This window comes from Nitrobacter vulgaris, from assembly GCF_031453995.1.
Lineage (GTDB): Bacteria > Pseudomonadota > Alphaproteobacteria > Rhizobiales > Xanthobacteraceae > Nitrobacter > Nitrobacter vulgaris.
Genome location: NZ_JAVDPZ010000037.1, coordinates 1 through 12,651 on the forward strand (window position 1 = coordinate 1; position 12,651 = coordinate 12,651).

Genomic DNA, 12,651 nt, shown 5'->3' on the forward strand with positions numbered 1-12,651 from the left:
AGGGAAAAGCGCGCTTCGCGAGCGGCCTCTGCCGCGCCCAGACTGGCCTGCTTTTACTCCGCCTCCGTGGCTTGGTTTTGCTCCGCCGTTGACAGATGCCCTCGACATCGACATAGGCGCGGCCGGCACGACCGATGACGTTCTTGAACTCGCTGATCTCGATGCGCTCGCCAGCCCGGTGAAGCGAAAACATGACGACGGCAGTGGCCGAAAGATTGAGGCCTTGCGCCAAGGTCGGCGATGAGATCGTGACCTTGAGAACATTCTCTCGCAGCAGGTGTTCGACCTCCTTCCTATAGGCCGTGGGCAGCGCCCCGTGGTGAAGCGCGACGCCGAGGCGCAGGCACTTCAAGATGGCACTATCGGCGCCCAGCCATTCCTCGCCGAGTGCGATCGCTGTGTTTAGACGGTTGGGGTCGGCTTCAAGCAGTGAACGCAGGGCGCCGCGTTCATGCAAATCGACAATAACATCGGCGAACGGCTCGACGCCGCGCCGCTCGGGGCAGAAGATCAGAACCGTCTGACCATCATCCACGAGCCGCCAGGCCGTTGCGAGGCAGAGTTCGCGCTGGTTGTCGGGGAAGAGTCGCGTGCGGCGACGCTTCGGTGGGGTCCAGGTCGGCGGGGCCGTGCCGGTTAGGAAGCGCTGAACCCAGGGTCGCTCGTCGCCGACCCGCAGGTTGAGCCGCGCCGTGGGCGACGTCCACACCACTTCGCCGAAGCGCAGCCGGGTCGGTCGCCAGTCGTTCTTGATCAGCGCTCCCGGATGATCGCGGCGCAGCCAGGCGGCAAAGTCGTCGAGCTGGTCGCCATCGGGCAGGATCGCCGAAAGACAGACGATCCGACGCTCTTGCGCGTCCGGGCGGCGAAGAAGCCGCTGGATCTGCACCTCGTAACGGACTTCGCGCTCGTTGGGGCCGATCATATGGCCTTCGTCGAAGACCAGCAGGCCGACATCGTCGAGCAGCGAGGGGTCATTGCGCAGGGCAAAGTCGAGCTTCTCGGGCGTCGCAACCACTATGTTGCGCTCGCGGATCGCGTCCTCGTCGAAGCCGCTGACACCGATGCTGCCATATAGGGCCGAGATGGTCTTGCCGAGTGGGCCGAAGGTTCGCTGCAACGTGGTTTCGGTCTGTGCCGACAGCGCGCGCAGCGGGGTGACGAAGACCACCCGCTTGCCGCCGGCGAGGCAGCGAAGGATGCAGAGTTCGGCGATACGGGTCTTGCCGGCGCTTGTCGGAAGCGACACCACCAGGTCGTCGGACTGGTCGGCGGCCCGAGCGGCCGCCTCGGTCTGCGACGGCCAAAGGTCGATCTCCGCTTTCGGGCGACGCTGCAGCAGCGCAATGAACAGCTCGCGCAGCGGCAACCAGTCGGCTGCAGCCCCACCGGCCGGCTGAAGCGGAACTCTCTCGTGAAAGGTGCTTGACCAGAGATCCGAGAGGAGGTGGATCGCGACGCGATGCGCCCACCATTGCGGCAGCATGTTCATCTCGCTGCAAATCGCGAGGCTGGTACGAAGCCGTTCCAGCGCCTGGTCGACCAACGGCCGCTCGCCGCGTTCCAGAGCGAGCAGGAAAAGCGACATGGCGGCCATGAAGGCGTCAGTGAGCGCTATATCGAGGCCGTCGAACAGGAAATCGTTGCCGTCCTCAGGCGCGGCGGCGGCGGCTTCGGCCTGATCGAGTTTGGCCTGGATGCCCGCGGCGATCCTTGCGTCGCTGCCCTGGCCGGACGCGCGATAGTCGAGGACACTGGAGCGCAGGGCGCCGAAACTGCGGCGCATCAACTGCGCCAAGGCCCGCTCGACAGGCGAAAAGTTCTCTTCGGTCTCGGCAATGGCGAGGAGCGAATAGGCGCGCGCCGAGAGATGGGCGAGATGGTAAGCTGCGGCCGCCATGACGAAATGGAAGTCGCGATCGCTCTCCTGGCGGTCGCCTTTGGCCATGACGGCCTCGAGCGCGGTCGCCGCCTGCTCGAAGGCGGTTCGCGACTGCGCCGCGTCGCCGCCGAGCTCGCGAAGGCGCAGGCCAAGGCCCAGCAACGCATAGGCATAGGAATGGAGATCGTAGCTGAGCTGGGAGGCGAAGGCCGGCGCGTCGGGCGGGAGGGCGCCATCGCGCCAGATGATCGCGCGGGCCTGGCCGCGCGCGATTAGCCGGCCCCTGAAGCCGGCGGTCGCCGCTTCCGCGATGTCGGCCGCAATCGCTTCAGGGGTTGTGGACATCGGCGATCACTCGATCATAGACGGCGCCGATGAAGGCGGCATGGCCTTCCACGCGCAGCCCGATGCCCCATTGGTTGATGGGGCCGGGATAGGCTTGCAGGGAGGCGGTCAGCAGCGCGTCGGGTGCGTTGCCGGAGAATGTGAAAAGCAGATGCTTGACGTTCTGCGGCGGGATGCCGTGCTTGAGCAAGGCGTCGTCGATCGCATCGGCCAGCGGCAGATTGTCGAGTTCGAGCAAGCGGGCGGAGATGAAGGACAGGGCGTGCGCTGAGGGCAGCCCGCCGTCCTTGTCGAGGCCGGCACGGGCCTCGGTCAGAACCTGGGCGGTGAGCGCTGCGCGGCTCTTAGCCTCGGTCTTAAGGAAATGCAGGCGCTGCGACTGGGCGTCCTGGAGGATGCCGATCACGTCGTCGCCGCGCATCGCCATGTTGCGATGGTCCTTCCATCGTAGGCGCTTGATCGGCGCACGGTAGCCGCCGCTATGCGCGTCGATCCATTCGGTCGCGTAAATCTCGCCAAGATCGCCCGACCGGATTTGCTTGGTCGTCGGCAGCTTGCCCTCGATCAGCGCCGCAGCCGCGGGCTTGCCGAGCCGGGCGAGTGCGCGCGCTACTTGTTCTTCCGACGCATAGTGCGTGGGAACGATGGCGGCGGTCGCCTGGATGCCGGTGGCGAGGTTCGCGGCTTGTCCGGTCATCACGCGGCGATGGTGGGTGCCCACGGGCCCGTCGACCGCCACGCACCAGTCATTGAATTGCGCCACGCTCGTTCCTCCCGATCATTGAGGAAAGAGGTCGCGGACGCGGAGGAACGGCGAACCGGTTTCAGCGGCGCGACGGACCTTGCGTTCGAGAACATGCGTGAGCGAAATTTCACGGTCGAGCATCTCGTAGAGATCGAGCCCATCCATGCAGATGACGCGCTTGCCGCGCCCGAAGGCGGCAAGGCCATCCTCGGTGAAGCCGCTATTGCTGACGAACAGGCCGCGGGTCCATGCCGCCTTCTGCTCGATCTTGCCGTGGAAGGTGTGCAGCTCGGCAACACCGATCGGTTGGCCGTGCCATTTGGCCTCGAGGAGATAGATCTCGCTTCCGAGCTGGAAGCTGCCGTCGATCTGCTCGCCACGCAGGCGAAAGGGCTCCTGGGCGGCAAGGCCGAAGGCGTCGAACAGGCCTTTGAGAAAGTCTTCAAAGGCGTAGCCGCGCGCATGGGGCGCGAGCGCGGTGACTTGAAGCAGGTCCGCCTTGATCTTCGTGATCGCCTGTCGATCGACGGAGGCAGGCTGCGAGCTCGCCTCGGGGCGTTGGGGCGCCGCACCGCCAGAGAGGCGGTTGATCAATCCTTGATAGCGCGCCTCGGCATTGGCGACAGGGTCGGCGCCGCCGGAGCGGGCGAGATATTCGCAGCGATGCTCCCATAGCGCCATCAGGGCGCGGACGGCCGTCGCATCGTCGCAGGTCTGCAAGAAATAGCGCAGGCGCTTGCCCTTTGAGCCGCCGTTCGCGGCGTATTTCGGATCGTCGATGTTGACCTTGAGCTCTGAGGCGAAAAAGTCCGAGAAGCTGGGATCGGAGAAATCCAGCACGAAGCCGGGACCCCGGACGAAGTCGACGAGGTCATCAATGAGGCGCAGGTCTATTGATCGAATCGAACTGATATCCTTCCTCCCCAGCAGACAGCCTTGAGTTAGCTGTTGATCATTTCTTCGAGCGCGGCAATTTTCGCGAGGATGTCGTTAAACGAAGCCGGTGTCTCGTCGAACATCATCGGTGCCAAAGCACAGTAAACCCACAAGTCCTTTTCAAGGATGTAGCGGTGAAGCCGCGTCCAGCTCCGGTCAGCGACAAAAACGGCGCGAACAGCGGCCGGAAGTAAGGCGACCTTATCCATCGCTGTCGGCAGCCGCCGCGTTGGCGATCAAAACAAGTGTTGGCCTCATCCATGCGGGCGCCTGAAAGGCCGTGGAAGCTAGTGTCTTCTTATCGTTAGTCGACAGCTGCCGCGCGGCGACCTGCACGACGTCAGCGGCACCCCCGGGGCCGACATGGCGAAGGGCCTGAACGACCGTTCCGGCGGGGCTTCCCGGCGCGATCAAATGCTTGGGCGAAGCGTGGCGAAGATCGACGACGCGCTTGCCCAGCACGACACGTCGCGGGGGACCATCAGTCAGGTAAGTGCTTTGAGCAGGCACCTGCATCGAAAGGCCGAGCGCATTTGCTGCCCGGGCGCCGGAAATCTGCACCTGTGAGCCGGTCTCCCGCGCGAGCGCGTGTGCGACATCGTCGGTAGCAGGCGAGAGAGCCCCCAGCTTCGGATGAACCTTCGGGAAGTCGTACAGCCCACGCGCGAGCCGCCGAAGCTGGCCACCCTTAACCAGTCGCGAGAGTGCTTGATCAACGGCAGGGCGAGCGGCGACGGAGAGGAAGTCACCGGGTGTGAAGACGCTGCCGCGTCCACTTGCGCGAACTCGGCTCATCACTCGATCAGGAACGGATAGCGCCCGGGTTTGCATGTGTCAGAAAATAAGATACGTTTTTCTGACATGCAAGCGCGCCCGAGCTGGTTGTGCTGATGGGGCGGTTGAATGGGGGGACTCGGTGAGGTTCAAAAAAGTTGAGATCTGTAATTTGCGGCTTGCCGACATCGAGTCCGCGGATGCCGTACCTTTCGGCGACAAGTCGACCACGACGCCACTGTCCTCGCTACGGCGTTGAGCGTTGCGACAGGTTGCGAAACGATCGCGAACCAGACGCGCACCGCTGATCGAGCCTTCGCTTGGCTGGACCTATCTCTCGCGCGAGGCGCTTGCCCGTGCCAAGGCCCAGATGGACGAAGAGTCCATGGGCGTGCGCGACGAGATCGGCTTCCTGACGATTCACCAGCGATACGCCGACCACTTCTTTCCCGGTACGTCGGTCTTGCATACCCGCGCGCGTTACGCGTTGTTCGTACCTTGGTTGTTCGAGGATCTCGCGGGCATAATCGGACCGGCTGCGCAGCGCGCTTTGCGAGAACGCGAGAGATTGCTCGCAGGACGGCTGAAAGACGCAGGCGAAGCCCAGGTGATCGGCGGCCGTGTCTTTCCAAATCCCTCAAGTCAACCGCCGTCCACCGTCTATTGGAACGCGCTTGCGGTTTGGGGGATCTTGCGTCCGCGACTCGACAGTCGGACGATTTCTCGCGGACAGGCGCATCGTTTACTGAAGACCGTCGGCTCGCCCACCGACGACGATGGTCAGCCTCTCCTGAGCTTCGAGCCGCCTTTCGTGCGACTTCCCGATCGTCCGAAGAATTGGCAGAGCGGAGACATCTCGCTTCGTCTGAAGAAGGCGGAGGCCGGGTTCCTGCGCGAGCGCCTAGCGCAGTTACGTGGCAATGGTGGCCGTGAACTGTCGCTGCTGGCGAGGCTGGTCAGAACCGAGGCTGCGGCTCCTGCCGAGATGTGGGCCAACGAAACATACGCCATCGCCGGCGCCGATCATGGCCCGCTCATCCGCGCGCGGCAGGCAGCTAGTCTCGCAGGCATCGGCCGCGCCGTCTACGACGCGCTGCTGGAGCGGATCGTCGAGATCGATGACAAGCGGCAAATCTCGACCCGTCACCGCGAGCATCTCGAGGTTATCCTCATGGAGCAGGGTCCGATCGCAGCCGGGCTCGATATAGCGGCGCTCGAAGTGGACATTGGGCCTCTGCCGGCGAAATTACTTGCTGTGGTGACGGCGACGAGGGACTGGATTGCTGCGAGATCGGGAAATCCTGTCGCGCTTTCCGACGTCTACACCGCAGCCGAGGCGCGCAAGGGACCGCGCGCGCGGCTTGCGCCGACCCCCAATGGGCGGGCACGACGACTCGAGTGGTCGAGCGATGAACATGGCTTGGCCGGACCCCTGCATTACCGGTGGCGGCAGGTCAGTACGCTTCTCGATGATCTGGCGGGTGCCGAATGAGCGGCGCGGTCGACAGTTGGCCAGCTCTTTCATTTCTGGAAGGCCTGCGTCCCGGCCCTGACGAGAAGGTCGAAATGGCGCTGCTGGCGTCTTATTCGGCAGACCTTGGATCGATCGGCGCAGCTTTGCTCGCCCTCGCCGGCAAGGACAATGAGGCAGGGCGAGGCAGCCCCTCCGATTTCGCCGATGCCGTTGAGCGTTTGCGCGAGAAGGTCCGGATCATCATCCAGCGCGGCCGACTTGCGAAGATGCGGCGAACGCCGCGGATCGCGGCGGTGCTAGACCAGTTCGTGCGGGAAGTCGATTTCGACGAAGCGACCCATAGTTGGCATCCCAAGGCAGCGCTGATACGAACACGGAGCGAAAGCGGCGAGACCGGCTGGCGGCTCTGGATTGGAAGCCGAAATCTCACCGAGTGCGTCAACCGCGACATCGGGCTCCTGCTGGTTTCAGGGGAAAATGGCGGAGGCCCGATCACAGGGGCAGGTGATCTGGCGCGTGCGCTGGCCGAGCGTGCCGAGCTGAAGGGAGTCCGGCCTGCTTCCCTCGCGACCGCGGTTACGAAGATCCCATGGCGCGCGCCCGCGGGCGTGCGCGTCGAGCAGATTCGCTGGTCCGCCGGGTCAGGAGGCCTGCAAGCCCCAGTCCCGCCGGCGGAGGCCGATGAAATCGTCGTCGTGAGCCCGTTCATCGACAAGAACTTTCTGGCCGGACAAGTATCGAAGGGGCCGATGCGGGCAAAGCGCGTGCTACTAACGACCATGCGCGAGATCGAGCGGATCGGCCCGTCGCTCTCCGCGTTCGACGATTTGCTGGCGCTGGATGCCCCGGACTATCCCATCGGCGATCCGGAGCCGAAGCAGGCGCACCCCGTCTCGGCATCCGAGGCAGATACTGCGAATGACGAGGAGGAAGAGATCGGCCGAGGCCTCCACGCCAAATTGCTGTTCGTTCGCGCGGGACGGAAGCGGACCTTATGGCTCGGAAGCGCCAACGCCACCATGCGGGCGTGGACGGGCCGCAACGCCGAGGTCACAGCCGAGCTGCATGTCACCGAGGCTCTTGAGAAAGGTCTGAAGGCGTTGCTCGACTCGGCGCGGATTGTCGAGGCGCCGAACACCGAATATCAACCCGACGCGGCGGCGCTAGAAGAAGAAGCGCTCGAGCGAGCTCGGGCGCAGGTCGCAGCGCGGTGGGCGAGCACGCTCAGCATCGACGGGGATGAGGTCCGTCTCGTCCATGGTTCCGATCTCTACCCCGATGGACCGCATCCCGAGGAAGCCGACATCCTGCTTGAAGTCGGCGCCTTGCACGGCGAACTCAAAGCATGGCCGCGGCGACAGACGACGGTGGCGCTTGGGCCGACGCTTCCTGCCGAACGAAGCGAGTTCGTGCGCTTGCGTGTCAGCCGCGGTGAGAAGGGGCTTTCCTGGCTGCAGCGCGCCCCTGCCGACCCGCCTTTCGGCGAAGAGCGTGATCGTGCGGCCTTCGTGCGATTTTTGGGAGCGAGGGGCTTTCTTCTCTGGTTGGCAGGACTGTTGGCTGATGACGGCCGCGATGGGGAGGATGACTGGACGATTGAGAAGCAACAGGATCGTGCAGCCCCCGGTGTAAATCCAGCGCTCGATCCCGCACTGCCGACGCTGGAGGAGATGCTCGCGGCCTGGTCGCGCGATCAGAACAAGTTTCGCGAAATCGAACGCCGCGTTTCAGAATACCTGCCGGCCGTGCTGGAACAGGCCGGCCAGGAAGACCCGCAAACCGCTGCGATGCTGCGGCGCTTCGAGGATCTGTGGGGCAAGCTGCGGATCGGCCTCGGCGAAGAGCGCAAGGGGAAGCGTCGGTGAGCGCCCCCAAGCCGTTCCAGGCAGCGGCCGTCCACGCGGCGCTGTCGGCCTTTGCGAATCAAGGCGGGCGCCGGCGCTTTCTGGTGGCCGATGAAGTCGGTCTGGGAAAGACTATCGTCGCGAAGGAAGTCGCGCGCCGTATGTCGGAAGATGGCGAGCGGCCTCTCGTTATCTATTACATCGCCAACGGCCATGCGGTCTCCCACCAGAACAAGGGGCGCGTCGTCAGCTTCCTCGACGAGCCGGAACGTAAGGCGGCTGTTGCGACGCCGGATCGACTTTCCCTGATCGCGGTCTCGAAGCGGCCCGATAAGCCGGTTCTGATCTATGCGCTGACGCCGGCGACCTCCTTCCCCGGCGCGCGTGCTCGCCTGACCGGCGGAAGAAAAGAGGAGCGGGCATTTCTCAAGGTGCTGCTGGACCGGGCTTACCCGGCGTTCGCTCGCGATCTCGATCCGGCCATATTGCGCCTGAGCGTTGGCGATTCCTGGGATTGGCTGGTCGAGGATGCCGAGAGGAAGCTCGCCGCGGCGCCACCGCATCTGCTTCGGAGGTTTCGCGAGGCGTTGGCGGCTGAATTTGGAGAGCCCGTGCGCGAAAGGCTCGAGCAAGCCCTGCGCGGTGACGAGGAGCGAAAGATAAAGCCGCTCAAGCCGACTACCTTCGTCGGTCATCTTCGTCGCGCCTTGGCGCTGGCGACACTACGTCACCAGCCGCCCGATTTGGTCATTCTGGATGAGTTTCAGCGTTACAGGCAGCTATTGGACGAAAAGGACGCCGACCCGCTCCTCAAGGCGCTGCTGGAGCCGCACGGGTCAGTGGCTCGGCCAGCCATCCTGCTGCTCAGCGCGACACCCTACCGGCTGCTCAGCACGCGATGGGAGGAAGCCCAAGGCGCACTCGCGCACGCCGAGTTACTGGAGTTGATCGAGTTCCTCGCCGGCCGCGATGTCCGTGACCGCGCAAAGACACTGTTTTCTGATTTCGGCGACAAGTTGCGGGACATCGCGGTGCATGCGGAGGCTACCGATCCCAGCCTGGAGATCGAGATCAACGAGGCTGCCGGACTCAGGGATGCTCTTCGCGCACTGCTGACACCGGTCATGTCCCGGACAGAGCGGGATAGCGTCGCCTCGAGCGATCCCCTGGCTGGAACGCAGTTCCTCGCGGCGGAGCCGATAGCCGAGGACTTTCAAATCTATCGGCATCTTGCGGACAGCTTTCCTGAGGACGTGCGATACGAAGCGCTGCCCTATTGGTCGTCAGTCCCACTGCCGGCCCAATCCCTGGGGCCTCGGTACGCGGCTTGGAAGCGCGCAACCATCAAGGCCGCGCCAAAGCTCACGAAGATGACACGGGAGCGCCGCAACAAGCTTGATGCGCCAGCGAGGTGGCCTGACGCGAAACTCAGGGCGCTCAGCGCCGCAGCGCCGGCGAAACTTCTATCCCTGCCATGGGTCGCGCCGTCCCTACCGTGGTGGCCGCTTGCCGGCGGCTGGAAGGGTATAGTCGCCGACCCGAAACTGCTGATGTTCAGCCGGTTTCGGGCAACTCCGCCGAGCGTGGCGGCGCTCCTGAGTTTCGGCGTCGAAGCGTCATGCCTTCCCCGACAGCGCGGCGGCTACGAGAAAGCCTATCGGCGGCGGCGCTTCAAGCTGGCGGCCGTTCCCGGACCGGTCATGGCCGCCTTTCATCCGTCTCCGTGGCTCATCAGGCACACGGATCCGCTCGCGAAGGCGGGAGAGACGGTCGGTGCTATCCGCAAGCACGTGAGGCGGCAGATTCTCGCGGCACTTCCCAAGGGGATCATCGAGAAGGACACGGTGAAGGCCCGTCGACGGCACCGATCCATCGGCCGGACCTTGGCCGCGATAGAACGGGCGGCCGGGCTGTCGGAACAGTCTGCCGCTGCTTGGAGCAGCGCCGTCGGTGAGGATCGCGCCGCCCGGTCCGCTGTCCTTAAATGGCGACAATCGCCGACGATCGAGCGCCTCTCGCCGGCCGAACTCGATGATCTCGTCGACTATGCCATCGGCGCGCCGGGCGTGGTGCTCGGCCGGGCGCTATTGCGGCATGACCCAACAGTCCTTGATCCGGCGCGCTATGGTGAACTCGTTCAATTGAGCTGGCAGGGCTTGCGCGCGTATCTCGACAATCCGGTGATCCTGTCGTCCCTGCCGGGCAAGAACGCGGTCGATCAGGTGATGGGCGCCGTCGTCGACGGCGGTTTCGAAAGTGTCCTCGACGAGCATTTCTGGCTTCGCGCGCAAAATCTTCCAGAGGGTGCGGCGAGCCTCGCCAAGGATTTGCAATCTTCGCTCGGCCTGCGGGCGGGTAGTTTCAGCTTTCACAGTGTTGGCGGGCCAGCGCACAAGATACCGGTACGGTCCCATGTCGCTGTTCCGTTCGGCGACGCAGAGGCGGAACCGGCCGGCAAGGTGAATGGAGCACTCGCGCCATCCGCGTCAGCGCGGCCGGACGAAGTCCGCCGGAGCTTCAATACGCCGTTCTGGCCGCACGTGCTGGCAACGACGTCGGTCGGACAGGAAGGTCTGGATTTTCATCCCTGGTGTTCGCATGTCGTGCATTGGGATTTGTCCTCCAACCCGCTCGACCTTGAGCAGCGCGAAGGTCGCGTTCAGCGCTATGCCGGGCTGGCGGTGAGGCGGCGACTTTCGAATATGTTGGGCGAAGAAGCTCTTGGACACGCGGTTGTGTCGGGCGGCTCTGCTTGGCATCACCTGCAGCGCCAGGCGGAGAAGCTTGTTGATGTGAGCGGCCTTCGACCTTGGTGGGTGCTTGAGAATGCTGAGATCAGCCGCCACGTCTTCGAACGTCCATTTGGCCGGGACATGAGCCGCTTCGCCCAACTTCGCGAGCAGCGCATGATCTACCGACTGGCGTTGGGCCAGCCCAACCAGGAGGACTTCATCGAGATTCTTGCGCGCGGCGGCGAGGCGACCCGCGTACTGCTGAGCCCGCTTGTGCTGGATCTCTCCGCTATGGGGCTACGTCAGGCGCCCGAACCGGCCACCCCGGATTGTCGCGGTGCCTCACGGTTCCCCCTTCCCTTGGAGGAAGTGGGATGATACAAATCCTCGGATAATAGATGCCACACTCCGAGCCTACGTATCGTGCCCGAAACCGCGTCCCAGCGCCACATTGCTCACTCCGTGCTGAAAGCGCGCGGTATTGCGCGTCTTGCCGAGCTGCGGACCGCGGGAGTGACCGCGGCAACTATGAGCCGCATGGAGCGGGATGGCGAGGTGCTCCGACTTGCGCGAGGGCTTTACCAACTCCCTGATGCGCCGCTCGACGCTCATCACAGTCTGGCCGAGGCAGCAAAACGGGTGCCTAAGGGTGTGGTCTGCCTCGTCTCGGCCCTCGCGTTCCATCAACTTACCGATCAGCTTCCAAGGCAGGTGTGGATCGCCATCGGCCAAAAGGATTGGGCTCCCAAGGGCGATGGGGCGCCAGTTCGGCTCGTGCGCTTCACGGATCGCCTCCTTACGGAAGGTGTCGAATCCCACACCGTCGAAGGGGTGCCCGTAAAGGTTTTTGGGGTCGCCAAGACGGTCGCCGACTGCTTCCGGTATCGCAACAAGATCGGCCTGTCGGTGGCGATTGAAGGCCTCCAGGAGGCGCTGCGACAACGCAAGACAACCCCTGGCGAAATCGTCAGGCAAGCCGAGCGAGGAGCGATCGCGACGGTCATTCGACCCTATCTCGAGGCGCTGACCGCCAATGGCTAAGGAGCTCAAGAATATCGGCGCTTCGGTGCGCGCCCGCCTCCTGCAGGTCGCCAAGGCAAGCGGTCAGAGCTTTGATCTTGTCCTAACGCGCTTTGCGCTCGAACGACTCCTCTTCCGGCTCAGCCAATCACCGCATGCGGACCGCTTTGTTCTGAAAGGCGCGATGCTGATGATGAGTTGGTTTGAGGATCCATATCGCGGCACGCGTGACCTCGATCTGTTGGGGTTTGGCGACCCTGAACCTGAGGCGATGCTCGCGACATTTCGGGACATCCTGGCGCTCAACGATGATGATGGTGTGGAATTTGACGTCGGCGCCCTTCGCGTCGATCGCATCCGCGAAGAGCTCGAATATGGTGGGCTGAGGCTGCGGACAACCGCCTCGATCAGCGGCGCCAGGATCAATCTGACGATCGACATCGGCTTCGGTGATGCGATGGAACCCGGCGCGGAGATGCTCGACTATCCCACCATGTTGGCGTTTCCCGCACCGCGTCTGCGTGCCTACGCGCGCGAAACTGTTATTGCTGAGAAGTTTCAGGCGATGGTCGCGCTCGGGCGCGCGAACAGTCGCATGAAGGATTTCTACGACATCTGGATCCTCAGCAAGTCATTCGATTTCGCCGGCGACAGGCTCGCACGCGCGATTGCTGCAACGTTTGCCCGGCGCGAGACAGCGGTTCCTGTCGATTTGCCCGATGCACTAACGCCGGCTTTCGCCAACGATGAACAAAAACAGCGACAGTGGAACGCCTTTGTCAGGGACGTTTCCGCCGATCCGGGAAGCTTGGAAGATATCGTGACCAGCTTGGCCGAGTTTCTAATGCCGCACGCTATACAAGCGCGCGCTTCAAATAATAATGGTTCAAAGTTGTAAT

The 12,651-nt window shown here is 63.8% G+C and carries 10 protein-coding genes; 5 read left to right on the plus strand and 5 right to left on the minus strand.

The window, feature by feature from the left end:
* The 5 genes from GGQ85_RS17360 to GGQ85_RS17380 all read right to left on the minus strand — a co-directional run.
* Positions 1 to 2,227 (minus strand): DEAD/DEAH box helicase (locus tag GGQ85_RS17360; RefSeq protein ID WP_309775581.1); only part of this gene is annotated, 2,227 nt, incomplete at its 3' end.
* Complete coding sequence (locus GGQ85_RS17365) at positions 2,211 to 2,990, minus strand: Hachiman antiphage defense system protein HamA (protein ID WP_309775582.1); 780 nt, start codon at positions 2,988 to 2,990, stop codon at positions 2,211 to 2,213. The genes GGQ85_RS17365 and GGQ85_RS17360, both read right to left, overlap by 17 nt.
* Before the next feature lie 15 nt (positions 2,991 to 3,005).
* The gene (locus GGQ85_RS17370; protein WP_309775583.1) at positions 3,006 to 3,812 is read right to left on the minus strand and encodes a restriction endonuclease; all 807 of its coding nucleotides are present in this window, start codon (positions 3,810 to 3,812) and stop codon (positions 3,006 to 3,008) included.
* A 101-nt stretch (positions 3,813 to 3,913) separates the two neighbouring features.
* Positions 3,914 to 4,117, minus strand: a complete 204-nt coding sequence (locus GGQ85_RS17375; RefSeq protein WP_309775584.1) for a hypothetical protein — start codon at positions 4,115 to 4,117, stop codon at positions 3,914 to 3,916.
* Positions 4,110 to 4,703 carry a DUF6088 family protein gene (locus tag GGQ85_RS17380; protein WP_309775585.1) on the minus strand — a complete coding sequence of 198 codons (594 nt, stop codon included), beginning with the start codon at positions 4,701 to 4,703 and terminating at the stop codon, positions 4,110 to 4,112. Before GGQ85_RS17380 ends, GGQ85_RS17375 begins: the two co-directional genes overlap by 8 nt.
* Positions 4,704 to 4,944: 241 nt before the next feature.
* Here GGQ85_RS17380 and GGQ85_RS17385 point away from each other — a divergent pair, with 241 nt between their 5' ends.
* From GGQ85_RS17385 to GGQ85_RS17405, 5 genes are read left to right on the plus strand one after another with little or no spacing between them, the layout of a single operon-like run.
* The gene (locus GGQ85_RS17385; protein ID WP_309775586.1) at positions 4,945 to 6,174 is read left to right on the plus strand and encodes a DUF6361 family protein; all 1,230 of its coding nucleotides are present in this window, start codon (positions 4,945 to 4,947) and stop codon (positions 6,172 to 6,174) included.
* A complete protein-coding gene (locus tag GGQ85_RS17390) occupies positions 6,171 to 8,021 on the plus strand; it encodes a phospholipase D family protein (RefSeq protein WP_309775588.1) in 1,851 nt (616 codons plus the stop codon). The genes GGQ85_RS17385 and GGQ85_RS17390 overlap by 4 nt, the downstream gene beginning before the upstream one ends.
* Complete coding sequence (locus GGQ85_RS17395; protein ID WP_309775589.1) at positions 8,018 to 11,110, plus strand: helicase-related protein; 3,093 nt, start codon at positions 8,018 to 8,020, stop codon at positions 11,108 to 11,110. The genes GGQ85_RS17390 and GGQ85_RS17395 overlap by 4 nt, the downstream gene beginning before the upstream one ends.
* A gap of 45 nt (positions 11,111 to 11,155) precedes the next feature.
* Positions 11,156 to 11,773: a type IV toxin-antitoxin system AbiEi family antitoxin domain-containing protein gene (locus GGQ85_RS17400; protein ID WP_309775590.1), complete on the plus strand. Its 618-nt coding sequence runs from the start codon at positions 11,156 to 11,158 to the stop codon at positions 11,771 to 11,773.
* Positions 11,766 to 12,650 (plus strand): nucleotidyl transferase AbiEii/AbiGii toxin family protein, encoded by an 885-nt coding sequence (locus GGQ85_RS17405; protein WP_309775592.1) that lies wholly within the window; start codon positions 11,766 to 11,768, stop codon positions 12,648 to 12,650. The genes GGQ85_RS17400 and GGQ85_RS17405 overlap by 8 nt, the downstream gene beginning before the upstream one ends.
* Position 12,651 lies beyond the last annotated feature (1 nt).

Bases quoted from the DNA above. Each gene is read 5' to 3' on its own strand.
- GGQ85_RS17405 (WP_309775592.1), top strand. From the start codon at position 11,766: ATGGCTAAGGAGCTCAAGAATATCGGCGCTTCGGTGCGCGCCCGCCTC.
- GGQ85_RS17390 (WP_309775588.1), top strand. From the start codon at position 6,171: ATGAGCGGCGCGGTCGACAGTTGGCCAGCTCTTTCATTTCTGGAAGGC.
- GGQ85_RS17375 (WP_309775584.1), bottom strand. From the start codon at position 4,117: ATGGATAAGGTCGCCTTACTTCCGGCCGCTGTTCGCGCCGTTTTTGTC.
- GGQ85_RS17380 (WP_309775585.1), bottom strand. From the start codon at position 4,703: ATGAGCCGAGTTCGCGCAAGTGGACGCGGCAGCGTCTTCACACCCGGT.